General features: G+C 44.2%; 22 protein-coding genes and 4 pseudogenes. 18 read left to right on the forward strand and 8 right to left on the reverse strand.

Going from position 1 to position 25,341, the window contains the following annotated elements; translation table 11 throughout:
- From Xkoz_RS20825 to Xkoz_RS09565, 3 genes and pseudogenes are all read left to right on the forward strand, one after another.
- Nucleotides 1-395 (forward strand): annotated as a pseudogene (locus tag Xkoz_RS20825) (hypothetical protein); the annotation flags it as partial.
- Complete coding sequence (locus tag Xkoz_RS09560; RefSeq protein WP_099141946.1) at nucleotides 395-1,099, forward strand: DUF2931 family protein; 705 nt, start codon at nucleotides 395-397, stop codon at nucleotides 1,097-1,099. The pseudogene Xkoz_RS20825 and the gene Xkoz_RS09560, both read left to right, overlap by 1 nt.
- Before the next feature lie 168 nt (nucleotides 1,100-1,267).
- Nucleotides 1,268-1,978 carry a DUF2931 family protein gene (locus tag Xkoz_RS09565; protein WP_099141947.1) on the forward strand — a complete coding sequence of 237 codons (711 nt, stop codon included), beginning with the start codon at nucleotides 1,268-1,270 and terminating at the stop codon, nucleotides 1,976-1,978.
- 16 nt (nucleotides 1,979-1,994) lie between these two features.
- Here Xkoz_RS09565 and Xkoz_RS21890 read toward each other — a convergent pair whose 3' ends face one another.
- Entirely contained in the window at nucleotides 1,995-2,222 is a 228-nt protein-coding gene (locus Xkoz_RS21890) for a transposase (RefSeq protein ID WP_208615239.1), read from the reverse strand.
- Between the two features lie 191 nt (nucleotides 2,223-2,413).
- On the opposite strand from Xkoz_RS21890, the pseudogene Xkoz_RS09575 reads away from it, so the two are divergent.
- A pseudogene (locus Xkoz_RS09575) lies at nucleotides 2,414-2,581 on the forward strand (transposase); the annotation flags it as partial.
- Here the strand turns inward: Xkoz_RS09575 and Xkoz_RS09580 are convergent.
- From Xkoz_RS09580 to hrpB, 4 genes and pseudogenes are all read right to left on the reverse strand, one after another.
- Nucleotides 2,581-2,685 (reverse strand): annotated as a pseudogene (locus tag Xkoz_RS09580) (IS1 family transposase); the annotation flags it as partial. The pseudogenes Xkoz_RS09575 and Xkoz_RS09580 overlap by 1 nt on opposite strands.
- A 1-nt stretch (nucleotide 2,686) precedes the next feature.
- A pseudogene (locus Xkoz_RS09585) lies at nucleotides 2,687-3,568 on the reverse strand (IS982 family transposase).
- Between the two features lie 244 nt (nucleotides 3,569-3,812).
- A complete protein-coding gene (gene mrcB / locus Xkoz_RS09590) occupies nucleotides 3,813-6,287 on the reverse strand; it encodes a bifunctional glycosyl transferase/transpeptidase (RefSeq protein ID WP_099141948.1) in 2,475 nt (824 codons plus the stop codon).
- A gap of 49 nt (nucleotides 6,288-6,336) precedes the next feature.
- Complete coding sequence (hrpB, locus tag Xkoz_RS09595) at nucleotides 6,337-8,871, reverse strand: ATP-dependent helicase HrpB (RefSeq protein WP_099141949.1); 2,535 nt, start codon at nucleotides 8,869-8,871, stop codon at nucleotides 6,337-6,339.
- Nucleotides 8,872-8,962: 91 nt separating this feature from the next.
- Between hrpB and sfsA the strand changes: the two genes are divergently transcribed.
- The 7 genes from sfsA to panC all read left to right on the forward strand — a co-directional run bounded on the left by sfsA (nucleotide 8,963) and on the right by panC (nucleotide 15,372).
- Nucleotides 8,963-9,673 (forward strand): DNA/RNA nuclease SfsA, encoded by a 711-nt coding sequence (gene sfsA / locus Xkoz_RS09600; RefSeq protein WP_099141950.1) that lies wholly within the window; start codon nucleotides 8,963-8,965, stop codon nucleotides 9,671-9,673.
- A gap of 194 nt (nucleotides 9,674-9,867) precedes the next feature.
- Nucleotides 9,868-10,323, forward strand: a complete 456-nt coding sequence (gene dksA, locus Xkoz_RS09605) for an RNA polymerase-binding protein DksA (protein ID WP_099141951.1) — start codon at nucleotides 9,868-9,870, stop codon at nucleotides 10,321-10,323.
- A 57-nt stretch (nucleotides 10,324-10,380) separates the two neighbouring features.
- Nucleotides 10,381-11,277: a tRNA glutamyl-Q(34) synthetase GluQRS gene (gluQRS, locus tag Xkoz_RS09610; RefSeq protein ID WP_099141952.1), complete on the forward strand. Its 897-nt coding sequence runs from the start codon at nucleotides 10,381-10,383 to the stop codon at nucleotides 11,275-11,277.
- Nucleotides 11,278-11,568: 291 nt separating this feature from the next.
- Nucleotides 11,569-12,927, forward strand: a complete 1,359-nt coding sequence (gene pcnB / locus Xkoz_RS09615) for a polynucleotide adenylyltransferase PcnB (RefSeq protein WP_244183443.1) — start codon at nucleotides 11,569-11,571, stop codon at nucleotides 12,925-12,927.
- A gap of 1 nt (nucleotide 12,928) precedes the next feature.
- Nucleotides 12,929-13,411, forward strand: coding sequence for a 2-amino-4-hydroxy-6-hydroxymethyldihydropteridine diphosphokinase (gene folK, locus Xkoz_RS09620; protein WP_099141954.1), 483 nt, complete (start codon nucleotides 12,929-12,931; stop codon nucleotides 13,409-13,411).
- A gap of 272 nt (nucleotides 13,412-13,683) precedes the next feature.
- Nucleotides 13,684-14,475: a 3-methyl-2-oxobutanoate hydroxymethyltransferase gene (gene panB, locus Xkoz_RS09625; RefSeq protein ID WP_099141955.1), complete on the forward strand. Its 792-nt coding sequence runs from the start codon at nucleotides 13,684-13,686 to the stop codon at nucleotides 14,473-14,475.
- Nucleotides 14,476-14,514: 39 nt separating this feature from the next.
- The gene (gene panC, locus Xkoz_RS09630; protein ID WP_099141956.1) at nucleotides 14,515-15,372 is read left to right on the forward strand and encodes a pantoate--beta-alanine ligase; all 858 of its coding nucleotides are present in this window, start codon (nucleotides 14,515-14,517) and stop codon (nucleotides 15,370-15,372) included.
- Between the two features lie 73 nt (nucleotides 15,373-15,445).
- On the opposite strand, the gene Xkoz_RS09635 is transcribed toward panC, so the two are convergent.
- Together Xkoz_RS09635 and Xkoz_RS09640 are read right to left on the reverse strand one after the other, a co-directional pair.
- On the reverse strand, nucleotides 15,446-16,216 hold the full coding sequence (locus Xkoz_RS09635) for an ABC transporter permease (protein ID WP_099141957.1): 771 nt from the start codon (nucleotides 16,214-16,216) through the stop codon (nucleotides 15,446-15,448).
- Nucleotides 16,216-17,139, reverse strand: a complete 924-nt coding sequence (locus Xkoz_RS09640; RefSeq protein WP_099141958.1) for an ABC transporter ATP-binding protein — start codon at nucleotides 17,137-17,139, stop codon at nucleotides 16,216-16,218. The genes Xkoz_RS09635 and Xkoz_RS09640 overlap by 1 nt, the downstream gene beginning before the upstream one ends.
- Nucleotides 17,140-17,323: 184 nt before the next feature.
- On the opposite strand from Xkoz_RS09640, the gene can reads away from it, so the two are divergent.
- The gene (gene can / locus Xkoz_RS09645) at nucleotides 17,324-17,977 is read left to right on the forward strand and encodes a carbonate dehydratase (protein WP_099141959.1); all 654 of its coding nucleotides are present in this window, start codon (nucleotides 17,324-17,326) and stop codon (nucleotides 17,975-17,977) included.
- An 84-nt stretch (nucleotides 17,978-18,061) separates the two neighbouring features.
- Here can and hpt read toward each other — a convergent pair whose 3' ends face one another.
- Complete coding sequence (gene hpt / locus Xkoz_RS09650; RefSeq protein ID WP_099141960.1) at nucleotides 18,062-18,601, reverse strand: hypoxanthine phosphoribosyltransferase; 540 nt, start codon at nucleotides 18,599-18,601, stop codon at nucleotides 18,062-18,064.
- Between the two features lie 273 nt (nucleotides 18,602-18,874).
- Here hpt and Xkoz_RS09655 point away from each other — a divergent pair, with 273 nt between their 5' ends.
- The 6 genes from Xkoz_RS09655 (at nucleotide 18,875) to uhpC (ending at nucleotide 25,205) form a co-directional block, all read left to right on the forward strand.
- The gene (locus Xkoz_RS09655) at nucleotides 18,875-19,222 is read left to right on the forward strand and encodes a YacC family pilotin-like protein (protein WP_099141961.1); all 348 of its coding nucleotides are present in this window, start codon (nucleotides 18,875-18,877) and stop codon (nucleotides 19,220-19,222) included.
- Nucleotides 19,223-19,341: 119 nt separating this feature from the next.
- Entirely contained in the window at nucleotides 19,342-20,205 is an 864-nt protein-coding gene (gene speE / locus Xkoz_RS09660; RefSeq protein WP_099141962.1) for a polyamine aminopropyltransferase, read from the forward strand.
- A 28-nt stretch (nucleotides 20,206-20,233) separates the two neighbouring features.
- Nucleotides 20,234-21,022, forward strand: a complete 789-nt coding sequence (gene speD, locus Xkoz_RS09665) for an adenosylmethionine decarboxylase (RefSeq protein WP_099141963.1) — start codon at nucleotides 20,234-20,236, stop codon at nucleotides 21,020-21,022.
- A 608-nt stretch (nucleotides 21,023-21,630) separates the two neighbouring features.
- The gene (locus Xkoz_RS09670; RefSeq protein ID WP_099141964.1) at nucleotides 21,631-22,260 is read left to right on the forward strand and encodes a response regulator transcription factor; all 630 of its coding nucleotides are present in this window, start codon (nucleotides 21,631-21,633) and stop codon (nucleotides 22,258-22,260) included.
- Between the two features lie 3 nt (nucleotides 22,261-22,263).
- On the forward strand, nucleotides 22,264-23,841 hold the full coding sequence (locus Xkoz_RS09675; RefSeq protein ID WP_099141965.1) for an MASE1 domain-containing sensor histidine kinase: 1,578 nt from the start codon (nucleotides 22,264-22,266) through the stop codon (nucleotides 23,839-23,841).
- A 65-nt stretch (nucleotides 23,842-23,906) separates the two neighbouring features.
- On the forward strand, nucleotides 23,907-25,205 hold the full coding sequence (uhpC, locus tag Xkoz_RS09680) for an MFS transporter family glucose-6-phosphate receptor UhpC (RefSeq protein ID WP_099141966.1): 1,299 nt from the start codon (nucleotides 23,907-23,909) through the stop codon (nucleotides 25,203-25,205).
- Nucleotides 25,206-25,341 lie beyond the last annotated feature (136 nt).

Raw genomic sequence — 25,341 nt, forward strand, 5'->3', positions numbered from 1 at the left:
CGGTATTGTACCGTGAGATTACCAATGACTGGTCTAAGGTTGTGATGTTGGTAATGCAGGATGCTGCACAAGAAGCAGGTGCCGTTTTTGGTAAACCCAGTGAGAAAGATGATGATTATAAATTGCCCCCGGAGCTTACTTCATTAGCAGAAAAAGCCATTAAACAAGGACGAGCAGTCCGGCAAGGCCAGCCATTAACCCCTTTTAGCGCCGAAGAGTTAGCGTTGATCCAGACTAAATATGTTCATTGCTCATCCCATTGGAATAGTGTGGTAATCAAAGATGAACAAATTGAGGGAGGTGTAGGTTTCATCGAGTTAGTCAGTTTTGTGAACCGCCCTTGTGAAAAATGGCACCGAGCCATCTTTAATATTACCGGTCAGGAAATTTCATAATGAAAAACAAAAAACCATTAGTCCTATTATTGGGTCTAAGTGTGACAGTGGGATTAACTGCCTGCCAGTCTTATCTACCCGGAAAACGGGTAGTCAATTACAAGCTTATTGTGCGCCATAGTGAGCCATTGCCTTATGAGAAATGGTGGTTTAAATTGCGCACGCCGAAATATTTCCCTGTAAGCATCAGTTTTGTCCAATTTCAGGATGAAGATAACTATGTTGTTCAAAAATTTATGCCAGATGGTGCAAACCCAGATTATGAAAGTTTGAATAGTTGGAATAAACGCTTAGGAGGGGGTAGTGGTATTCGAAACTATGGTGAGGCTCTGCCTCGGTCATTGACAGTTTGTTGGGATTCAGTGATTGATAAAAAGTCTTATCAGACAACCTTTAAATTTACCCCCGATGTCTGGCAAGTGATGCGTGAACCCTATATCGGGCGCAGAGTGAAAGGGCGTATATTCTATCGGGATACAATATTTGTTGGGTTAGCTCCGGGTGGAACTGCCCGCGCTTGGTTACCAGGTTATGATAAAAACAACGGTGATAATATCTTGGTTGCTACCGGTGAATCCGTTTTCGGCGATAAGATGACGGTATGTCAGGGAAAAACAAAACACTCCAGTGGCTATGGAAATGATTACCCAAAATATATCAAAGACTTTATCAAAGGGAAAAAATACCCCTACGGGGAGTGGTAAGCGGGGTTAATTGACGCTATTCCAACATCAGAAACGCACTTAATTTCTTTAGGGTTTCTGATGTTGGCCTGATTCAATCATTCACAACAAGTTAGTCAGTTTTGTGAACCTCCCTTGTGAACAATGGCACTGAGCCATCTTTAATATTACCGGTCAGGAAATTTCATAATGAAAAACAAAAAAACATTAACTTTGTTACTGAGCTTAGGCGTGATATTTGGGTTAACCGCCTGCCAGTCTTATCCGCCCGGAAAACGGGTAGTCAATGACAAGCCTATTGTGCGCCATAGTGAGCCATTGCCTTATGAGAAATGGAGATTTCAATTTATCACTCCGGAATATTTTCCTGTCAGTATTAGTTTCGTTCAATTTCAGGATGAAGATAATTATATTGTGCAAAAATTTATGCCTGATGGTGCCGATTCAAATTATCGTAGTGTAACCACATGGAATAAAAAACTAGGGGGTGGCTCTAGTGGAATTAACAATCATGGTGAAGCCCTGCCTCGGTCATTGACAGTTTGCTGGGATTCAGTGATTGATAAAAAATCCTACCAAACAACATTTGACTTTACGTCAGAGGTAAGACAATTAATGAGAAAACCAGCTACCTATCCAGGTTATGAAGGTTACCCACCAGACTACCGAGAGAGAATTTTTATTGGGTTAGCACCTAGTGGTACAGCTCGCGCTTGGCTACGAGGTATTGATAAAAACAACGGTGATAATATCTTGGTTGCTACCGGTGAATCCGTTTTCGGCGATAAGATGACGGTATGTCAGGGAAAAACAAAACACTCCAGTGGCTATGGAGATGATTACCCAAAATATATCAAAGACTTTATCAAAGGGAAAAAATACCCCTACGGGGAGTGGTAAGCGGGGTTAATTGACGCTATTCCAACATCAGAAACGCACTTAATTTCTTTAGGGTTTCTGATGTTGGCCTGATATTAATGACATCGGTCAAACGACAAAAACGTTGCCAGCTCATTCGTTCAAGCAATTGATATTCCATTTTTTCATCGGAAAGATGATGGAAATGTTTCAGGATAATGATGCGAACCATCATCTCCGTGGGGAACGGCGTGCGTCCCCCTTTAGAAGAAACAATGCGGGGCACCGCGCGGTCAACCGCCTCAGCGAGTGCCGAAAAATCGACATATTAATCAAGCGCAAGCCGTGGGTCGCCTAATTCATCTATTTTCTGACGATGACATTCGGCCGCCAATTTGTCTTAATGAGCAACGGTCTTTCACTTTACACCATCGCACTGATTGGCATCGATCTTGGCAAGCATTCCTTTCATATCCATTGCAGGCGCATTATCACTATTTGGTTGAACAAATCACCGAGATTGAAACCGCCTTGCCACAAGAGATTGCTCAGGATGATACCGGGCAGCGGCTGATGACTATTCCCGGTGTTGGTCCGATTACGGCGAGTGTGCTTTCCTCGCAACTGGGTGATGGCAAGCAATACAGGTTATGCCTCTCAATACGTTGGGTATAACGCTTGCTGACCACATGGAGTTTCCCTGCCAACGCTTTCTCGTCACTTTTCCAACCATCGCTCATATAGATAACCTCAACTTTGTTTAAGCATCGCAATTTCATGGTCACGTAAACCTAAGCTCGGCTTTTTCGGCTGGAATATATAAGCAATCAGTCCTGAGACTATTTCCAGTAAAAAGCCGACTACGCTTCGGTGCCTTGAATGTTCTATCTGAGAAATATTTTTCAATTGGTCATTCACCGTTTCTATCAAAAACCGTTTTCTTAACATCGCCTTGTCCCAAAGCGATAAAAATTTGGCTTTCATACTACGGCGAACATCCGTGATTAACGTAAGCCCTTCCTCTTTCAGTTCATCGCATAACACTTGGGATAAATAGCCTTTGTCACCATAGAGATGCCCGGTTAACCTTTGACTAATTCCTTTACCGGCTGACGGTCGTCAACATTTTCCGGGGTTAATTTAACGGATAAAATCTCACCGCAATCATCAATAATCAGATGGAGTTTAAAGCCATAAAACCATCCTGTGCGGGTTTTTCCTCGCTGCGCGACACCCTCAAACTTTATGGCGAGAAATACGCAGGTTATGGCAGACCGCGATTTTAGTGGAATCGATAAAGGCAATGCCGTGTGATTTTTGTTTGCGTGAAGAAAGGAAAGCGCATAACGGAATAAGGGCTCTTTTCTTCAATGTTATTATTCGATTGTAGCTCACCAGACTGGGGAAATCTGCTTTGAGGTATTGTTGCACATACTCAGTATAAAACGCTTTAAAATGACGATAATGGCTCATGTGAAATAAAATGAGGAGAGTCATTATTTCGCTGAGAGACAGGGAAGTGGCGCGATGACGCTTGAGCTGATTATTCTCAATGAGCTGTTGTTCCCAAAGGGGAATAAATTTTTGGCAAAAGTCATCGACGCAACAGAAAAGTTCTTCTAAAGTAGTCATAGCCTGAGGATCCCCACGATTTTGTTTTCTAAGCAAAAACTTTGATCGTGCCTCAGGCACTTAGTTCCCTTTTGTCTTTCCTTTCTTAAGCGAAGTTCAGGTTTATATAGTTATTTAAATTAAAAACCAAATCGGGTAAAACTAAGTAATGATGAGTAAAATTCAACGCATTTCTGTCTTATTTACTGATAGCGCCCCACTCATTTTCGTATGGGACGCTATTTTATTACTTATCAATAAATTATCACTGACCAAACATCTCACGTAACCAGCCAGGCGCTTCTTTTTCATTATCCTCTATAGGCTGTTGCACCGATTGCTGGCATAGCCCCTGTGGATCATCAGTCCAAACCGGTAAGACTCTGATTCCGCTGCCTTCACAGTTGAAACTGCCATCGTCATTGACGGACATCTCCACGATACCTTCCGGTAAGCGATTATTCAGTTCCAGTGGGGTTTCATTTTCCAGATAACGGCGGTAAATCGTCAGTGCGCCCGTCGCTCCGGTTAAGTTGGTTGGGCCATTGTTATCGCGTCCCGTCCAAACAATCGCTACTTCTTTGCCATCAATGCCGGTAAACCAACTATCACGAAGATCATTCGTTGTTCCGGTCTTACCTGCCAGATGATATTTACCATATTGACTGGTCAGTGAACGCCCTGTGCCTCGCGCCACAACCTGCTGCATACCGTATAACGTCAGATAAGCGGCCTGTGGCGGCACAACGCGTTCAGCCTGAGGATAGCTCTGGTAAATCACCGTACCATCTTCTGCAATGATGGAACGCAACGCTGAGAGTGTCGCGCGATTACCTCCGCTGGCAATCGTCTGGAACTCTTGCGCCATTTCCATTGGCGTCAGGTTAATTGCGCCCAACAACATAGAAGGGTTCTGTTGGATCTCTTTCGCGGGGATGCCAAGTGAAATTAAGGTGCTGGCAATGCGATCTAACCCAACATCCAGCCCCAAGTTCACGGTCGGCACATTCATTGAACGCGCTAGCGCATCAATCAACATGACACGCCCACTAAAAGTACGGCTAAAGTTCTTCGGCTCCCAGGGCTTTCCACCCGCCTGAGGGATAGAGATCGGTTCATCCGCCAGCCAGGTATTCAGGCGATATTTATCCGGCTGGCTCAATGCCGTCAGATAAGTGGCGGGTTTAGCAAGGGAACCAATCAAACGACGCGCATTCAATGCCCGGTTAAATCCGGCATATTGTGGCTGGGAACCACCAACCATCGCGCGAACTTCACCGCTGAAACGGTCAACAACGACCATCGCGCCTTCCAGATCATTAATCTTGCGCGTTTTTCGCAGAGCCGCAACCCCTTCTTCAATGGATTTTTCCGCCGCATCCTGCGAAACCGGATCGAGGGTAGTAAAGATTTTCACCCCGGACAAGTCATTGATTTTATCACCTAACTTTTCCTGCAATTCCTGTCGAACCAATTGCATAAAGGCGGGTTGCGGCGTAATCACCCCGCTTTTCGGTTTTACCCCTAACGGACGGGCACTGAGGAGGTTATACAGTTCCTGATCGATGACTTTTCGGTTCTGGAGGATTTTCAAAACGATATTACGTCGCTCCAATGCGGCACCGGGATTGCGCCACGGGTTATACCACGAAGCCCCCTTCACCATTCCCACCAGCAACGCTTGCTGATCCAAACTCAGTTCATCAACCGGGCGCCCGAAATAGTACAGGCTCGCCAGTGGGAAGCCACGGATCTCCCCATCGCCACTTTGCCCCAGATAAACTTCGTTCAGGTACAATTCCAGAATACGATCCTTGCTATAACGCGCATCCATCAGCAACGCCATATAGGCTTCATTCGCTTTACGGCTAAAAGTACGTTCATTGGAGAGGAACAGGTTTCTCACCAATTGCTGCGTCAGGGTACTTCCCCCCTGCACCGCACGTCCCGCTACCAAGTTAGCCAAAAACGCACGAGCAATGGAAAGCGGCCTGACCCCATCATGTTCATAAAAATAACGGTCTTCTGTTTCCAGCAACGTCTGAACCAGCAAATCAGGGAAGCCCGAACGCGGGACAAACAGGCGTTGTTCACCATTCGGCGATTGCATCATGGTGATCAATTTGGGATCAAGGCGGAAAAAACCAAACTGACGTTGGTTTTCCATGTTTTCAATGCCGCCAAGGTGGTTATTCTCAAAAGTGAGTCGTGCCTGAATTTGCTCTTCTTTACCGTCCGGGAAATCAAATGGGCGGCGTAGCATCTCTATGCTATTTCCCCTGACCACAAATTCACCTGCACGGGTGATTTTGGTCACTCTTCGATACTGCATGCCTTCCAGCAAGTGGATCATTTCGTCCTTGCTGTAATTCATGCCAGGTTCAAGATTAACCATCCGTCCGTACACGGCGGCCGGCAAATCCCAGACTTTTCCGTCAATACGTTCGCGAATTTTGTTATCCAGATAAAAACCATAAATGGCAATGAGTACCGCCAGCACAATAAAGATTTTTAGCAGTAACCACAAAAACCTGTGCCCTCCCCTTTTAGGCGGGCGGGCGTTAGCACTGCGGGCGCTTTTCCCTTTTTTCGTCATGACTTCATCCTCATCGTCGTCAAAATCATCATTTTCATAATCATCATAATCATCCCGCCGATCGCGTTTTTTCGATGCTCGCCCACGACGATGTCCTGATTTTTTACCCTTGCGTCCGATTGGCTGACGATCATCATCAGACATACCGAATTCTCCAAATATTGATTAAATACAGTCATATAACTACAAACCATTACATCTGTTTTTTCACGCTCCGGGTCGGTGCTGTGTTGGCTGGATCATCTGGCCACAAATGTTTAGGGTAACGCCCTTTCATCTCTTTTTGCACTTCACGATACGCTCCTTGCCAAAACGCGGCGAGATCTTGCGTGATCTGTAATGGACGATGGGCTGGGGATAACAACGCAATGACAACCGGAACTCGCCCTTTCGCCAATACCGGGTTTTGCTGCTCTCCGTACATTTCCTGCATTCTGACTGACAGTACAGGAGGTTTATCATGAAAATACTGGATAGTGATCCTGCTCCCCGTTGGCACAGTGTAATTAGTAGGCAATTCATTATCCAGTATTTGCCGTTGCTGCCAATCAAGTAATCCCATCAAACAGGAGGACAACTCAATCTGGCGCAACCCTTTTAAATCATCAACATTTCCCAAAGCCGGAAGCAACCACTGTTCAAGGGAGTCTAACAGTGCTTCGTCATCAACCGCAGGCCATTCCACTTCCGGTAACCATTCTGTCGCCCTTTGCAGGCGAATGCGCAACTGCAACGCTGCCTGTGACCAATTCAACGCCGACAATCCTGCCTGCCTGACCCAATTGAGCAAGGCTTCCCGTAATTCCGCTGCCGACGGTTTTGCCAATGGCTGTGATTTGACCACTAATCGCCCACATTGCAAACGCTTCCATGCCCGCAATGATCCTCGGTTATCATCCCATTCTACAGTTGTATGTTCAGTAAACAGAAGAGCGTGTTGTTTTATGGTTTGCTCAATGTCCAGCGAACAAGCCAGTAAAACCCGCGCATCAGGATGGTGACTTCCCTGCTGTAACGAGGGAGTCACCAACCAAGCCTCTCCCGAAAGCGGCTCTTCACGCTCTAGCGCCACCCCCAAACCATTGGCTAACTGAAAACGTCCAAGATGATCGCGGTTTTTGGCAATCCGATCTGGAAACCCTTGCACCAAGAGTTCAGGCACCAGATCTAACCTGAGATCCTCCGAATTATCTGGCAGGCGCTGTGCTTTATTTTTATCCGCCCGGTGATCGGCAAAATTTCTGACGAGTTGATTGGCTCGTTGCAGCCAATGGCGCTGATCCGTCGTCATCCAATAAAGAAGATCGGGCTGTCCACGACGCGGAGGCTCTTCCAGAATGGCAACCAATTTCGCTGCCGTTACCAATGCTGCACGGTTTTGTTCTGTGCTTCCGTTTTCTTTATTTTCTTTACTTAAACACCTTTCTTTACCTGAACACAGTATCGCAGCCAAACGCGGTTCACTGCCGGAGCCGGCCATTTGCCAACCACGGGAAGTCAGTTGCTGGTTGTCACCCAACGCTCCCAGTCGCTGCAACAGGGATTTTGCAACCGTCAATGCGGGTTGAGGTGGATTATCCAACCAATGAAGTTGGGTGCTGTCACGGCATCCCCACTGCAATAAAGAGAGCAGTAAACCGCTCAGGTCTGAATGCAAGATCGCCGGTTCATTGTGCTCTCTGGCTCTTTCTGCCTGCTCCTGACTAAATAAATGCCAGCAAATGCCCGCTTCCAATCGTCCTGCCCGCCCTGCCCGCTGAACCATCGATGCCTGGCTAATGCGTTGGGTCATTAAGCGGGTCAGGCCACTTTTCGGCTCAAATCGGCTGGTACGTTCTAGTCCGCTGTCTACCACTAACCGGATACCTTCAATCGTCAAACTGGTTTCGGCAATATTGGTGGCGAGAACGACTTTACGCATTCCCACCGGAGCTGGCGCGATGGCTTTGCGTTGTTCCGACAACGACAATGCACCATATAATGGACACAACAGCGTATCGTCATTGATCTTGCCTGCCAATTGCGACAGAACTCGCTGGATTTCGCCGACACCAGGCAGAAACAGCAACAGCGATCCCGTCTCCTGCTGCAATAACCGCAATACCGCCGATGCAACCGACTGTTCAAAAGATTGATGAGGGGAAAGAGGATGATACGACCTCGTGACCGGATAGCTACGTCCTTCTGACACAATCACAGGCGCATCGGGTAATAAAGAAGAAAGGCGCTGGTTATCCAATGTTGCCGACATCACTAAGAGATGCAAATCATCACGTAACCCTTCCTGCACATCCAGCAACAGTGCCAAAGCCAGATCGGCCTGTAAACTGCGTTCATGAAATTCATCAAGGATCACGAGCGAAACACCGTTCAATTCAGGATCTTGTTGCAACATTCGCGTCAAGATCCCTTCGGTCACAACTTCAAGCCGGGTTGATGCACTGACTTTGGTTTCCGAACGCATTCGGTAACCGATGGTTATGCCAACAGGCTCATTAAGTTGTTCGGCAAGGCGTTCCGCCACACTACGTGCAGCAATACGCCGCGGTTCCAGCATAATAATACGCCCTGGCAATTGTGATTGCTGTAAAATCGCCAATGGTAATCCGGTCGATTTTCCCGCCCCCGTTGGTGCGTGCAGTAACACTTGCTTGGATGTTTGCAATGCAGCAATCACGGTTTCCACTACGTCATAAATAGGCAATAAATCACAAATGGGTAATGACAAAGGATCACCATAATGAATTAACTTTCAATGGATGTCATTGTAGCATTAGCACCTTTGGTTTCATCCTCCCACTGGTTATGAAGGAACGTTTATGGAATTTTCACCGCCCTTGAAACCCGCTACCCTAATCCGCCGCTATAAACGCTTTCTTGCGGACATCCTCACACCAGAAGGAGAAACACTCACGATACACTGTGCCAATACGGGTGCCATGACAGGGTGTGCCACGCCAGGAGATACGGTGTGGTATTCCACATCCGACAATCTCAAACGCAAATACCCGAATAGCTGGGAATTAACCCAAACCCAAGCCGGGCACTGGATCTGTGTCAATACCCACAGAGCCAATGATTTGGTCTATCAAGCTATTGAAAAGAATGCTATTTCAGAATTATCTGGATATGAGCAAATTCATCGTGAAATTGGCTATGGTCAAGAGAAGAGCCGTATCGATTTATTGTTACAATCAAAACAAAGCGTTGACTGCTATATTGAAGTCAAATCAGTCACATTATTACAGGAAAATTATGGATATTTTCCTGATACTGTCACAATTCGAGGGCAAAAACATTTACGTGAGCTATCATTGATAGCACAACAAGGCCAGCGAGCTGTCTTGTTATTTGCTGTTTTACATTCTGGAGTCAGTCAGGTTGCGGCAGCAAAACATATTGACCATGATTATGCTGTTCTTTTGGAACAAGCATGCCAATCAGGGGTCGAAGTAATTTGTTATAAGGCCAGCATGACAGAAAACGGGATGGTTATAAGTGACAAATTACCTTTTGTATCAATAGGATAATTTGTAAACAGATCATGCTAATAGGGGTGGTTTTGCAACATATTTAGGCAATAAACATGTCAGCCTTCACACCATTGCAAAACTAATGGCAGGAACAATTGCCAACCTCGCAGTCATCTGCTATTTATAGCGGCCTATTTTTTTCCCCCTATTGTTGGGGGCCGTTTGATAGTGCGTGTGTAAGGAGAAGCATTATGCAAGAAGGGCAAAAACGTAAAACCTCGTCCTTAAGCATTCTCGCCATCGCTGGGGTAGAACCTTACCAGGAAAAGCCAGGCGAAGAATACATGAACGATGCCCAGTTAAAGCATTTCAAGCTGATTCTGGAAGCATGGCGCAATCAACTCAGGGATGAAGTAGACCGTACTGTATCTCATATGCAAGATGAGGCAGCAAACTTCCCTGATCCAGTTGACCGTGCGGCGCAAGAAGAAGAGTTCAGTCTTGAATTACGTAATCGTGATCGTGAGCGTAAGTTGATCAAAAAGATCGAAAAAACGCTGAAAAAAGTCGAAGAAGAGGATTTTGGCTTTTGTGAAGCCTGCGGAGTGGAAATCGGTATCCGCCGTTTAGAAGCTCGTCCGACTGCCGACTTATGTATCGATTGCAAGACATTGGCCGAAATTCGTGAAAAACAGATGGCTGGCTAACCAATAGGGTTAAGTACGGCGCTAGATAGCGCCGTATGACCCTATATTGAACCTGTTATGACTCAATCTGAACCTTCCCCATTATATATCGGGCGCTTTGCCCCATCCCCTTCTGGCGATCTCCATTTTGGTTCCCTGGTGACTGCATTAGGCAGCTATCTACAAGCCCGTGCCTGTCGGGGAAAATGGCTGATGCGTATTGATGACATTGATCCTCCACGGGAAATTCCCGGCGCAGCCGATAGCATATTGAAAACCCTTGAGCATTACCGGCTTTACTGGGATGGCAACGTGCTCTATCAATCCCAACGTCATGATGCTTACCGTGCCATCCTCGATCAATTAAAACAGCAAGGAGATAGCTATTACTGCGCCTGTACTCGCCAACGCATCCAACAATTGGGGGGAGTTTATAATGGGCATTGCCGCCATTTACACCGGCCAGAGCACAACACGGCAATTCGTCTAAAACAGCACCATCCGGTTTATGGTTTTGACGATAAGTTACAAGGCCCTATCACAGTGTCTACTGAAATGGCCGAAGAAGATTTCATTATTTATCGCAAAGATGGTTTATTTGCCTATAATCTTGTCGTTGTTATTGATGATAACTATCAAGGCATCACTGAAATTGTCAGAGGCGCTGATTTAATGGAACCCACGGTTCGCCAGCTATCTTTGTATCAGCGCCTGAATTTTGCAACGCCGGATTATGTACATTTACCTCTCGTACTCAATAAAGAGGGAAATAAACTTTCTAAGCAAAATCATGCCTTGCCGATCCCATTGGGCGATCCAAGGCCATTGCTTATTGATGCGTTATCATTTTTAAATCAACCGACTATTGCAGGCTGGCAGGATCTCACAACAGAGCAATTGCTACAGCAAGCTATCGTCGGTTGGAATATAAACGCAGTTCCGCCAAAAAACATAGCGATAGACTTAGTTAAATAAAGTCTTTCTATTGGTACTGTAAGCATTCTCAAAAAATGTCCAGTAAGTTATGATTGGCGGCTGTTTTTTGTTTTAATTGATCAGTCACTACCGAGGTGTACCATTTTTAACCGAGTAGCAACTTTCTGCCGTAATTTGCTCATCCGCGATCACAGTGCAAAGCGCAATATACAGGCAGTCAGTGAAAGGCCAGTCACCGTCTCTGACCATTCTGCTCAAACAGAGAGCAGTCCTCTGCGTAAACGTCGCAAAAGGAATCATTCATCTTCATCACATGCCGAAAACGACAAAATGAAGAAAAAATCCGCCAAGGCAACGCCTTCGGACTCCCCGATCACGGTGATCCCACGAGAGCAGCACCCAATTTCACGCAAGGACATCAGCGATAATGCCCTAAAGGTTTTGTATCGCCTGAATAAATCAGGCTTTGAAGCCTATTTGGTGGGTGGCGGAGTTCGTGATTTACTGCTGCACAAAAAACCCAAAGATTTTGATATAGCAACCAATGCTACTCCCGAACAAGTTCGCCAACTGTTCCGCAATTGTCGTCTTGTCGGGCGCCGCTTTCGCCTTGCCCATATCATGTTTGGCCCTGATGTCATTGAAGTCGCCACTTTCCGTGGGTCACATGAGCAAATTGAAAGCAGTGACCGCAACCAGTCACACAAAGCCCAAAGCGGCATGTTATTGCGTGATAATATTTTTGGTTCAGTGGAAGAAGACGCTGTTCGGCGCGATTTTACGATCAATAGCCTCTATTACGGTATCGAAGATTTCGCCCTGCGGGATTACGTTGGCGGTATGGCCGATTTGGACGCGGGTATCATTCGCCTGATTGGCGATCCAGAAACCCGCTATCGGGAAGATCCTGTGCGTATGCTGCGGGCTGTCCGTTTTGCCAGCAAACTGGATATGACCATCGATCCCATTACTGCTGAGCCGATTCCACGCCTTGCATTCCTGTTGAAAGATATTCCGGCTGCACGTCTGTTTGAAGAATCCCTGAAACTGTTACAGTCAGGACAGGGTTACAAGACCTATAAACTGCTGCGCGAATATCATCTGTTCCAGCCATTGTTCCCGCTTATTCACCGTGGTCTCACCCAAGGTGGTCATTCACCCATGGAAAAGCTGCTGGTACAAGTGCTGAAAAATACCGATCTTCGCTTGCAAAAAGATATGCGAGTCAATCCCGCTTTCTTATTTGCAGCCATGCTATGGTATCCATTGATTGAACACGCGGAAAAACTGACACAAGAAGGCGGCTTACAGTATTACGACGCCTTTGCGTTAGCCATGAATGATATTCTTGATGAACAGTGCCGCTCCATTGCGATCCCGAAACGCCATACCACAACTATGCGTGATATCTGGTTACTCCAGCTTCGCTTGCCGCGTCGTCAGGGAAAACGGGCAAATAAATTGATGGAGCATCCGAAGTTCCGGGCAGCGTATGATTTATTGGAATTGCGCGCCAGCATTGAGCCACGCCATGAGCTGAAAGAACTGGTGCAGTGGTGGGGTGGATTCCAACAGTCAACCCCCTCACAACAGCGCGAAATGATATCAGAACTGGGCAATGAACCCCTGCGCCGCAGAACACGCCCTCGCCGTAGTGGGCATTTTCGTCAGAACAGGAACAATGGCTAATATGACTAAAGTCTATATCGCTATTGGCAGTAATCTGGCTGATCCTTTGCAGCAAGTCAATGACGCACTTGCTGCCTTGAAAAAGATCCCTGATACCACTTTTGTTACTCAGTCATCTTTTTACCGAACCAAGCCAATGGGTCCACAAGATCAACCCGATTACCTCAACCTTGCCGTCATACTGGAAACCCAATTATCCGCAGAAACCTTGCTTGATCACACCCAAGCGATTGAACGGGAGCAAGGACGTGTACGCAAGGATGAACGCTGGGGACCCAGAACGCTCGATTTGGATATCATGCTGTTTGGCAATCACATCATCAGCACTGAACGCTTGACAGTTCCCCACTATGGATTAAAACAGCGTGAATTCATGCTTTATCCACTTGCAGAAATTGCACCAGACCTTGTGTTTCCTGATGGAGAAACCCTGGCAGAGCAAGTAAAAAAAGTTCCAGAAAATGGCCTGACGCTTTGGTTATAGTTTGTAGTACAGAGGGTTGTAGCGCAAATGGTTGTAGCATAATGAGTTTTAGCGGGGATGGTTATAACGCTTTATACAACTATGGGCTATTTCTGGATAATGAGAGCCTATCCCATTGGTCTTTTTGAGATCACCCAATGGGGCAGGATCTATACCCATCACCTTTCAAGATGCGTTTTATACCTTCCCGCGGCGCGGGAGGTATAAACATTCACATAGGTTTGCAAGCGGCAACTTGAAAAACAGAGGGTATCACTATTCAGGAGAATGTAATGAAACCAATAACCCTGGCTGATCTGAGTCAGTTAAAAAAAACAAAGCGCAAATTTGCCACCATCACCGCTTACGATGCCAGTTTCGCCAGTCTCTTCGCCGAACAAGGCATTAATATCATGCTTATTGGCGATTCCCTCGGCATGACGATACAAGGATTCGACTCTACCTTACCTGTCACGACTGAAGATATTGCTTACCACACCCGAAGTGTTCGCACGGGCGCGCCCCATGCTTTTCTTATCGCCGATATGCCTTTTATGAGCTACGCCACCCCCGAACAAAGTTTTGGCCATGCGGCGGCATTACTGCGTTCTGGTGCCAATATGGTCAAAATTGAAGGTGGAGACTGGTTATGTGACACCGTCAAGATGCTGACCGAACGTGCCGTCCCCGTTTGCGGTCATTTAGGTCTGACACCCCAATTTGTCAATGTCCTTGGCGGCTACAAAGTTCAGGGGCGTGATGATTCCTCAGCCCAGAAGTTATTTAACGATGCCGTAGCCCTGGAAAAAGCAGGAATGCAACTACTGGTGTTAGAATGTGTTCCCGTTGCACTGGCGCAGCGTATCACCGAAGCGTTGGAAATTCCGGTTATTGGCATTGGGGCAGGCAATATGACTGATGGTCAAATTCTGGTTATGCATGATGCCTTGGGTATCACCGCAAAACCGCCTAAATTTGCCAAAGACTTCCTCAAAGAAACTGGCAATATAAGGGACGCCGTTCGCCTATACATTGAACAAGTAGAAAGCGGTGCCTATCCCGATCAAGCACATTCATTTAACTGAATATTCCCAGCATGACGGCTAATTAAAGGAGTTACAGCAATGCTGATTATAGAAACGATCCCCATCTTACGCCGGGAAATCCGTCGCTGGCGCCAAGCGGGTAAGCGTATTGCCTTCGTTCCCACAATGGGAAATCTGCATGATGGTCATATGACATTGGTTGATACCGCTAAAGCGCAGGCCGATGTTGTTATCGCCAGTATTTTCGTCAACCCAATGCAATTTGACCGAGAAGACGATCTGGTCAATTATCCACGAACTTTGCAGGAAGATTGCGAAAAACTGAGCCGTCGCAATGTCGAGCTGGTATTCGCTCCCAGCGTCAACGACATGTACCCGCATGGCTTAAACGGCGACCAAACGTTTATCGAAGTCCCCGAACTCTCTTATATCCTCGAAGGAGCCAGCCGACCGGGACATTTCCGTGGCGTCACCACTGTGGTCAGTAAATTGTTTAACCTAATCCAGCCCGATCTGGTCTATTTCGGCGAAAAAGATTTTCAGCAATTACAGATTATTCGCAAAATGATTGCTGATATGGCTTACGATATGACATTGGTTTCCGTGCCGATCGTCCGTGATAAAAACGGATTGGCGCTAAGCTCACGTAATAACCTTCTGTCCGCTGAAGAGAAAAAGATTGCGCCTTTGCTCAACAAAACAATGCAATATATAGCAGAAAGGCTACAAAATGGCGAACGGGATACTGAACAGCTTATTGAACTGGCATCTGCGCATTTACGTGAAGCGGGCTTTATGCCGGATGAGCTATTTATCCGTGATGCGGAAAACCTGATGCCATTAACGGAACAAAGCAAGAAAGCCGTGATCCTGATGGCTGCATGGCTGGGACAAACACGACTGATTGATAATCAGCAGGTTAATTTAGCTGACTGATCACGCCAATAATGAGATATCGTGATAAACGCGACTCCGCCGTCATCAACGGCGGAGTATTGAATTTTCGCTATTAGGTTCTTAACCCTCGACCTGTCTCAATGAGATACCAAGCCAATACATAAAACCCAACAATAAAAATGCCCAACATCCCCAATGTCATCACCAGAGAAACATCCATAATACCGAGAAAGCCATAACGGAATCCACTGACCATATAGACGATTGGGTTTAGCTTTGACACTAGCTGCCAAAAAGTCGGCAACAGGGTCAGGGAGTAGAATACCCCCCCTAAATAGGTCAATGGCGTCAAAACAAATGTGGGAATAATACTAATATCATCAAACGTTTTCGCAAAAATGGCATTCAATAATCCTGCCAACGAAAATAGGATCGAGGTTGCCAGCAAAGTGATCACTATCATTCCCCATGAGTGTATCTGTAACGGTACGAACAACAGGGAAACCAATGTCACCAAAATACCAACGCATATCCCACGAGCGACCCCGCCGCCCACAAATCCCGCAATGATGACATGGGTTGGAACCGGAGCAACCAACACTTCTTCAATGCTGCGCTGGAACTTGGCGCCAAAGAATGATGACGCAACGTTGGCGTAAGAGTTGGTGATCACTGACATCATTATCAGCCCAGGCACAATAAACTGCATATAACCAAATCCCCCCATTTCGCCAATGCGGGAACCCACCAGATTGCCGAAGATAACGAAATAAAGGGACATCGTGATCACAGGTGGCAGTAATGTTTGCACCCAAATACGCGCAAAACGAGTGATCTCTTTAGTCCATAGGGTTTTCAGAGCCACCCAGTATAATTGGCACATTACCTATCCCCTTGATTATGATTAGTCAATCCGACAAACAGTTCTTCCAGACGATTCGCTTTGTTACGCATACTGCTGATTTGTATGCCCTGTGTACTTAGCTGGGAGAAAACATCATTCAACCCCTGCCCACGCTTTACATCCACTTCCAGCGTTACTGCATCAATCAGACGGTAGTCGTAACCTTCAACAACCGGTATTGCCCCTTTCGGTGCTAAATCAAACAAGAATGTTTCACGCTCAAGTTGGCTAAGCAGGTTTTTCATGCTCGTGTTTTCCACCAGCTCGCCATGCTGGATGATGCCGATGTTACGGCACAACATTTCAGCTTCTTCAAGATAGTGAGTCGTCAGGATGATCGTGGTGCCTTGCGCATTCAGTTCTCGCAAAAATTCCCACATCGATCGGCGCAGTTCGATATCCACCCCTGCGGTGGGTTCATCAAGGATTAACAACTTTGGCTGGTGCATTAAGGCGCGGGCTATCATTAAGCGCCGTTTCATACCGCCGGACAAACGAATTGCCCGCTCGTCGCGCTTTTCCCATAGATCCAATTGCGTAAGATAGGTTTTAGCCCGCTCCTGTGCCACATTGCGCGGGACACCATAATATCCTGCCTGATTCAATACAATCTGAATCACTGTCTCGAATGGATTGAAGTTAAATTCTTGTGGAACCAGGCCAAGCTGTCGTTTGGCATTAACAAGATCCGTATCAATATCGTAGCCAAAGACCTTCACCTTACCGCCACTTTTATTAACCAAAGAGCTAATAATACCGATCGTCGTGGATTTCCCTGCGCCATTTGGCCCCAAAAGCGCATAAAAATCGCCTGCTCCTACATGCAAACTAATCCCCCGCAGCGCTTTCACTCCACTCTCATAGACTTTCGTGAGCTGCGTCAATTCCAATGCGTAAACCATAAGTAAAAAATACCTTTATTATTTGCTCGTTATGACTGCTGCAAGATAGAAATTATGCCATCATTTTTCCCCTATTTCTTAGCAATGACAGGGGACAAATAAAAAACATTCTTGAATTAAATATTAAATTTTCAATTAATGTTGTATATGATTCTATCTCAAAAATGTTACCAGGCTATTCGTTATGATGAGAAAAATTGAAGAGCTGTTTGCCAGGAACAAGCAGTGGTCAGAATCCGTAAACGAAGAAAATCCGCTTTTTTTCAAGGAATTATCAAAAGCGCAAAAACCCCATTTCCTGTGGATAGGCTGCTCTGATAGCCGAGTACCTGCCGAAAAACTGATTGATGCTGCCCCAGGCGATCTTTTTGTTCATCGAAACGTCGCTAACCTTGTTATCCATACCGATTTAAACTGTTTATCTGTTGTACAATATGCAGTTGATGTCTTGCAGGTTGAACACATCATCATCTGTGGACATTACGGCTGTGGTGGTATTGAAGCGGCAGTGGATGGTACTGAATTGGGCTTAATCAACAACTGGCTGCTCCATATCCGTGATTTGTGGTACAAACACAGTTCCATGCTGGGTGAGTTATCTCCTAACGATAGACTCAATCGCCTGTGTGAATTGAATGTGATTGAACAGGTCTACAACCTCGGCCACTCAACCATTATGCAATCTGCGTGGAAACGCGGGCAGAAAGTGATGATCCACGGTTGGGTGTATGGTTTAAAGGACGGTGAATTACATGATCTGGATATTACAGCCGACAGCCGTGAAAAACTGGAACTCAATTACCGTCAAGCGATTTCCAAGCTATCCCAGACCAAATAATCGTTTTTGACTAACAAAACAAATGGCAGCTTCTTGCTGCCATTTGTTCACGCAATAATTCATTATTTCTGCTTATCGCAAAGATCACTCTTCCAGCAAGGTAACATGCCCGATATAAGGCAAATGGCGATAATGCTGCGCATAATCAATACCATAACCGACGACAAATTTATCTTCAATGGAATAACCAATCCACTCAACGGGTACATCGACTTCGCGGCGAGAAGGTTTGTTCAATAAAGTACAAATCGCCAGTGAATTCGGTTCACGTAGCGCCAGAATTTCGCGGATTTTGTTCAGTGTATTGCCTGAGTCGATAATATCTTCAACGATCAACACATCTTTTCCACGAATATCTTCATCCAAATCTTTGAGGATTTTCACATCGCGGGTAGAACTCATCTGATTGCCATAGCTGGATGCGGTCATAAAATCCACTTCATGGGGAACTTGAATTTCACGGCATAGATCGGCCATAAAGATAAACGATCCTCTCAACAAGCCAACCAAGACTAACTCACGATCGCTATGACGATAGTGTTCTGTAATCTGTTGCCCCAGCTCAGCAATACGTTGCTTAACCTCCTGTTCGGAGATCATCACTTCTACAATATGTTTCTTCATTAATATAACCAGTTGATTTTATTTTAAATAATCACAAATCAAACCCAAAGATGAATGCGACTATTTACATACACTCAATAGCATAAGCTCACCGAGCGCATAAAATAACACTCTCTGCCATCAGAACAAACTTGTTCGTTACCATATAACCTCATTTTTTCATTGGCATAAAAAATGATCATTTCACCAAAATTAAGCAAATAAAGTTTGGCTAACAAAGATATTAATATGTTAATTTAAGTAAAATGTCAGAAAATCAGTATAATAGAAATTATGCAAAAAATAGCCTTATTCACGTACATTCTGGTTCTGTTTAGTTTTGCTCAACCAGCAAAAGCGCTGTCTGAGAATGAAGCTGAAGATCTCGCCGATCTGACCGCCGTCTACATCTATCTAAAACATGACTGTGGCTATAGCCAAATCCCGGATTTTCAAATTAAGCGCACCATTATCTATTTTGCCCAACGCAACAAGTGGGATCTCACTAACTATGACAGTCAGCTAATGCAAGAACTGAATCAATCCGGTTACGACGACTTAAAAGGGATCAATCTGCCTCATGACGTTAAATGCCGCTCTCTGGCTCGAAATTCCCTCAGTCTCCTCTCCTATATAAAATAACTCCTTTTGAATATACACCCAACATTAATTTCGTGTTGAAACTAAGTGACAATCACGTTAATTGTTGGCTACTATGTGCACCCAACGCCCATGAGTATCAAATGGAGGAATAGCGGAACATGTCACAAAAAGAAATTTGGTATGAAACATTGCATCCCAATTTCGGTCAATATTTCGCTGTTGAAAATGTGCTCTATCACGATAAGACTGAGCACCAAGATTTAATCATTTTCGAAAATACCGAACTAGGCCGTATCATGGCACTGGATGGGGTGATACAAACCACAGAACGCGATGAATTTATCTATCATGAAATGATGGCCCATGTGCCACTATTTGCCCACAGCCAGGCCAAAAAAGTGTTGATCATTGGCGGTGGTGATGGTGGGATGCTGCGCGAAGTTTGCCGTCATCACTATCTCGACAACATCACAATGGTAGAAATTGATGCCGGTGTCGTCGAATTCTGCCGTCAGTATTTACCAAACCATAACGCAGGAGCCTATGACGATCCTCGCTTCAAGCTGGTGATTGACGATGGCATCCATTTTGTTAACACCACATCTGAAAAATTCGATGTCATCATCTCTGATTGTACCGACCCTAATGGACCCGGTGAAAGCCTGTTCACCTCTGAATTTTATCAAGGCTGTACTCGTTGCTTAAACCAAGGCGGTATTTTTGTCGCCCAAAACGGTGTCTGTTTCCTGCAACAAGATGAAGCGGTCAACAGCCATAAAAAGCTGAACCACTATTTTACTGATAGCCATTTTTATCAGGCCGCCATTCCAACTTATTACGGTGGGATCATGACATTTGCGTGGGCGACCCAAAACCCCGCCTTGCGTCAAGTGCCTCTGGCAATACTGCAACAACGCTTTGAAAATGTGGCCATAACTTGCCGTTACTACACACCAGCCGTGCATATAGGAAGTTTTGCACTGCCGCAATACTTACTGAATGCCCTATCTGGAACTCAATAATCGCCCATTAGCCGGGAGGTGAACTAAATTGCGCAAACTGAAATTGCACGGCTTTAATAATCTAACAAAAAGCTTGAGTTTCTGTATCTATGATATCTGTTATGCAAAAACAAAAGCCGACCGCGACAGTTATATCGCGTACATTGATGAACAATATAATGCAACCCGCCTGACTGAAATACTCGGTGAAACCTGTTCAATCATTGGTGCAAACATTCTTAATATTGCTTGCCAGGACTATGACCCCAAAGGGGCAAGCGTTACCCTTCTGATTAGTGAAGAACCTATTGATCCCAAATTGGTGGATAATACGGAAAACCCAGGCCCACTTCCTGATTCTGTCGTCGCCCACTTGGACAAAAGCCATATCTGCGTGCATACCTATCCAGAAAGCCATCCAGATGGCGGCCTGTGTACCTTCAGGGCAGATATTGAAGTATCAACCTGTGGCGTGATTTCTCCTCTTAAGGCGCTGAATTATCTGATTTATGAATTGGAATCTGACATTGTCACAATGGATTATCGTGTCCGTGGGTTTACCAGAGATATCAATGGCGTAAAACTCTATATTGACCATGAAATTAGCTCCATTCAAAATTATCTGACGGAAGAAATTCAATCCCAGTACCATATGATTGATGTGAATATTTTTCAGGAAAACCTTTTCCATACTAAAATGATGTTGAAAGAATTTGATCTGAATGAATATTTGTTCAATACCACAGCCGAAGAGCTAAGTGAAACGGAAAAGGAAGAAATCACCCGGTTACTTAAAAAAGAGATACAGGAAATCTATTACGGTCGAAATTTACCCTAACTCTCAGTTATTGCATTCAATTTGATCGATTTGGCTGGCCAAATATCAATTGCCAGCCATTCATTTAAAATATAACCTTGGAAACACACGTCATTGCGGTCGAATTTATCTATTAAATCGGCTAATTTCCTCTAACAAAGAAAAAAACACCATTTAATAGCAATAAATACTTTTATTTATTTACGAACAATGAATAAAGATATACCAGTCCGACTTCAAGTTACAGATTGCAAGCCAATATGAATGTTTATATCTCCCCGCGACGCGGGGAGATATAAGACGAATCTTGAAAGGCAACGAGTATATACGCATTAAACTTCAAGTTGCAATTTACAACACGATATGAAACCTGATTTCTCCCCGCTTCGCGGGGAGAAATCACACGCATATTGAAGTTAGATTGGTATAGCATTTATTGTTACGAAATGGAGGTATATAATCGACAATAAAAAATAATCACCATTAGAAATCAATATAACTTAGCGGTTTAAAAATAAAATTTGTTAGTCAGATAACAAATTTAGTTTAATTATTTGCATGAATTTTGTTGTATGAACATTATGATATCTAAATGATTTATAATAAAACCCCTACAACATACAATAAAAATGAAGATAAAAATTGCCCTCATTGATGACCATGTTGTTGTGCGTTCAGGCTTTGTCCAATTATTGTCACTTGAAGATGATATTATCATTGTGGGTCAATACAGCAGCGCCAATGAAGCATGGCCAGATTTACTCAGAAAAACGATAGATATTGTCATCATGGATATCTCCATGCCTGACGAAAGTGGCCTACAACTTCTGGCACGGCTCCGCCCCACATGCCCAAATTTTCGCACAATCATGTTAAGTATTTATGATACTGCCGCACTTGTCCAAAATGCGCTGGACTCAGGTGCACGAGGTTATTTGACGAAATTTTGTGGGCCGGAGGAGTTAGTACAGGCCGTCCGGTCAGTCCATCAAGGAAATATTTATCTTTGTGCCCATGCGCTGAAAGCACTTCGCCAAAAACCTCAAGAATTGACAGCACTGCAAACTCTGACACCGAGAGAAAAAGAAATTTTCCCATTATTAATCAATGGGATTAGTGTAAAAACAATTGCTGAACAACTTGGGCTTAGTCACAACACCGTTCATGTCCATAGAGCCAGAATTTTAGATAAATTACACTGTAATACCACTATTGATCTAGTTCATTATGCCCTCAAGAATCAAATCATTACGAGTTAATCAATGAATGAAAAACTTTTTTTCCTCTTACAATCACTATTCCTTTGCTTATTTTATTCACTGATTTGGATTTCATTATGGGTAATTAGTTTTTACTTTCACAATAGTGGACTACAAGCAACGCTATTTTTACCTCAAGGAATACGTTTAGTATTTATGATTTTGTTGGGACGGCGATATCTTCCAATTCTTCTGATTAGTGAAACAAGCATCTTGCTGTGGCTAAAAAGCGAACAGCTTATTATCTATCCAATCGTTCTACTCTCCCCATTTATTAGTGTGATCACAGCATTTGGCATTCAAAAGATATGGTGTAATTATTCTCTTTATTGGCAACAGCTTTCTATCTTGTTGGCAGGCGTTATCATTAATAGTCTTTTACAAATCTTATTTTTGTGCTTTTCGTTACCTGAAAAAATCAGCTTTATTTTTCTTTCCTCCTTAAGTGGTGGTGTTTTACTCTCTCCATTCGTCTATTTGATTTATGTTTATTTATATGAGCAATATTGGAAAAATCAACATGCCAAGGCCGATATAACCGATCCACAATTAAGAACGTCTTTGTTGATGTGGTGTTTCCTATTTAGTCTATTGGGGATCAGTGGCCAATATCTTCTATCCTCAGAAATAGAATGGTTACTATCAATTTTAGTCTTTATTCCCAACATATTTATGGCCTATCGCTATGGTTGGCAAGGAGGTGTTCTCTCTGCATTGTTAGGAAGTTTACTCGTCACTTCTGCCCGTCAATTCAATGGTTCATTCAGTGAATTACAAGAATTAGAGATTTTTTTAACCACTCAAGCTTTATTAGGGATAGGTCTTGGTATTGCCATCAGTCGCCAACAACAATTGGCAGGTAGCTTAACCTATCAAAAGCAGTTGGCAAATAACTTAAACCGTTATCGTGAACGATTAGAAAAAGAGTTAGCAACACGCCATATTTTGATGCAAAAACTGGTACATACAGAAGAAGATATTCGTAAAAATATTGCCAGAGAACTTCATGATGCCATTGGTCAAAATATCACTGCCATTCAAATTCAATCCATGCTAATAAAACGTAGTTCAACGCTATCATTAGCCCATAAATCAGCCGAACAGATTAACCAACTTTCCCAAAAAATACATCAGACAACCCGTCAACTGCTGCGTGAACTGCGTCCACCAGCGCTTGACGAAATGTCTTTTGAACAATCAATTCACCACTTAATCAACGAATTTGCTTTCGAGGAACAAAACATCCTTTGTCATTTTGATTACCAACTACCCCATCCTCCTGATGATAATACTATCATTCTGACGCTTTATAGGTTAGTTCAAGAGTTACTGAACAATATCAGTAAGCATGCTAACGCCAGCCAAATAAATATTACATTAAAGCAAAAAAGACATTTAATCGTACTTGAAGTCAGTGATAACGGTATTGGTATCATTGATGATAATAAAAATACGGGATTTGGACTCAAAGGTATTGAAGAACGTGTTCAGGCGCTTGGGGGTCATTGGCGACTCAATACCCAACAAGGAACCCATGTCATTATATATTTACCGATAAATACAGACAGGGATACTAAATAGCTAATATTCTCTTCGGGACGACCAAAGCAACATCGACTACTGATATCTATTTTATGGAGACATTTATGCAAGGCACTAGCCATGAGCAAGTATCACAAAATTACCGCTATTGGCGAAGCCATTTGCTCATATCCATGATTATAGGCTATGCCGCATTCTACCTAACTCGCAAGAGTTTGAATATCGTTGTGCCAACCATGCAACTGGAGTTAGCCCTTAATAAAAATGATATTGGGTGGATAACCAGTTTATTTTACCTTGCTTATGGCAGTTCAAAGTTTTTTTCTGGCATTTTCCATGATCACACTGGTTATCGCTGGTTCATGGGCGCAGGGTTATTTATGACTGGAATGCTGAATATCATTTTTACCTTTTGCTCATCACTGCCTTCTTTATTGTTTGTCTGGACGCTAAACGGTTTTTTTCAAGGATGGGGATGGCCAACATGTGCTCGACTTCTCACTCATTGGTATTCCCGTAACGAACGAGGATTTTGGTGGGGTTGTTGGAATATATCTATCAATATCAGTGGGATTTTTCTGCCATTATTGTCTGCGCTCTTGGCAACGCATTATGGTTGGCGCGCAGCATTGTTCGTGCCTGGACTCATTGGCATTGTACTGGGGATTTGGCTATGCCGGAGAATACGAGGAATTCCACAGGAACAGGGTTTACCTAGCGTGGGATATTGGCGACAAGATCCTATGGAGCTACGACAAGAACGATTATCTTCCCCCATGCCTATGATGCAAATCCTACAGGAAACCATTTTATTCAATCGTACCATCTGGCTCCTTGGTTTTTCTTATATTCTCGTCTATTTCATTAGAATCGCAATTAATGACTGGGGTAACTTATGGTTATTAGAAAAACATAGAGTCGATTTACTGAATGCCAATGCCACACTATCATTATTTGAATTAGGCGGATTATTGGGTGCTCTCTGTTCTGGGTGGAGTTCTGATTTACTATTTCGTAGCCAACGCGCACCCGTCATTCTACTATTTTCGCTCGGCCTATTCTTTTCAATGGCCGCCCTCTGGTTAATCCCCATAAATAATTATGTACTATTATCTATTTGCATTTTCAGTATTGGCTTTTTTGTATTTGGCCCACAGATGTTAATCGGCCTTTCAGCAACGGAACATTGCCACAAAAAAGCAGCGGGTACAGTGACCGGATATTTAGGATTGTATGCCTATTTTGGTGCGGCACTCGCGGGTTGGCCATTAAGCCAGATCATTGATCGCTATGATTGGACAGGTATGTTTGCCTTACTGACACTTGCAGCCGCTGTGATGGGGTTATTACTGATGCCAATGTTAATGTCTGATGTTAGTAAAGTGAATAAAACATATCGATAACATAATTATTTTTCTGTAGTGCTCAAGTGAATTGAGCACTATTCTATTAAGATATACCAATCTAACTTCAAGTTGCCGTTTGCAAAACCAACGAGAGTGCTTATATCTCCCCGCTGCGCGGGGAGATATAAAACGC

The sequence above is a fragment of the Xenorhabdus kozodoii genome (assembly GCF_002632875.1).
Taxonomy (GTDB): domain Bacteria; phylum Pseudomonadota; class Gammaproteobacteria; order Enterobacterales; family Enterobacteriaceae; genus Xenorhabdus; species Xenorhabdus kozodoii.

Excerpts from the sequence above, each read along its gene's own strand:
- Xkoz_RS09560 (WP_099141946.1), top strand. The coding sequence starts at position 395 with ATGAAAAACAAAAAACCATTAGTCCTATTATTGGGTCTAAGTGTGACA.
- Xkoz_RS09565 (WP_099141947.1), top strand. The coding sequence starts at position 1,268 with ATGAAAAACAAAAAAACATTAACTTTGTTACTGAGCTTAGGCGTGATA.
- mrcB (WP_099141948.1), bottom strand. The coding sequence starts at position 6,287 with ATGTCTGATGATGATCGTCAGCCAATCGGACGCAAGGGTAAAAAATCA.
- sfsA (WP_099141950.1), top strand. The coding sequence starts at position 8,963 with ATGGAATTTTCACCGCCCTTGAAACCCGCTACCCTAATCCGCCGCTAT.
- dksA (WP_099141951.1), top strand. The coding sequence starts at position 9,868 with ATGCAAGAAGGGCAAAAACGTAAAACCTCGTCCTTAAGCATTCTCGCC.
- gluQRS (WP_099141952.1), top strand. The coding sequence starts at position 10,381 with ATGACTCAATCTGAACCTTCCCCATTATATATCGGGCGCTTTGCCCCA.
- pcnB (WP_244183443.1), top strand. The coding sequence starts at position 11,569 with ATGAAGAAAAAATCCGCCAAGGCAACGCCTTCGGACTCCCCGATCACG.
- folK (WP_099141954.1), top strand. The coding sequence starts at position 12,929 with ATGACTAAAGTCTATATCGCTATTGGCAGTAATCTGGCTGATCCTTTG.
- panB (WP_099141955.1), top strand. The coding sequence starts at position 13,684 with ATGAAACCAATAACCCTGGCTGATCTGAGTCAGTTAAAAAAAACAAAG.
- panC (WP_099141956.1), top strand. The coding sequence starts at position 14,515 with ATGCTGATTATAGAAACGATCCCCATCTTACGCCGGGAAATCCGTCGC.
- Xkoz_RS09635 (WP_099141957.1), bottom strand. The coding sequence starts at position 16,216 with ATGTGCCAATTATACTGGGTGGCTCTGAAAACCCTATGGACTAAAGAG.
- Xkoz_RS09640 (WP_099141958.1), bottom strand. The coding sequence starts at position 17,139 with ATGGTTTACGCATTGGAATTGACGCAGCTCACGAAAGTCTATGAGAGT.
- can (WP_099141959.1), top strand. The coding sequence starts at position 17,324 with ATGATGAGAAAAATTGAAGAGCTGTTTGCCAGGAACAAGCAGTGGTCA.
- hpt (WP_099141960.1), bottom strand. The coding sequence starts at position 18,601 with ATGAAGAAACATATTGTAGAAGTGATGATCTCCGAACAGGAGGTTAAG.
- Xkoz_RS09655 (WP_099141961.1), top strand. The coding sequence starts at position 18,875 with ATGCAAAAAATAGCCTTATTCACGTACATTCTGGTTCTGTTTAGTTTT.
- speE (WP_099141962.1), top strand. The coding sequence starts at position 19,342 with ATGTCACAAAAAGAAATTTGGTATGAAACATTGCATCCCAATTTCGGT.
- Xkoz_RS09670 (WP_099141964.1), top strand. The coding sequence starts at position 21,631 with ATGAAGATAAAAATTGCCCTCATTGATGACCATGTTGTTGTGCGTTCA.
- Xkoz_RS09675 (WP_099141965.1), top strand. The coding sequence starts at position 22,264 with ATGAATGAAAAACTTTTTTTCCTCTTACAATCACTATTCCTTTGCTTA.
- uhpC (WP_099141966.1), top strand. The coding sequence starts at position 23,907 with ATGCAAGGCACTAGCCATGAGCAAGTATCACAAAATTACCGCTATTGG.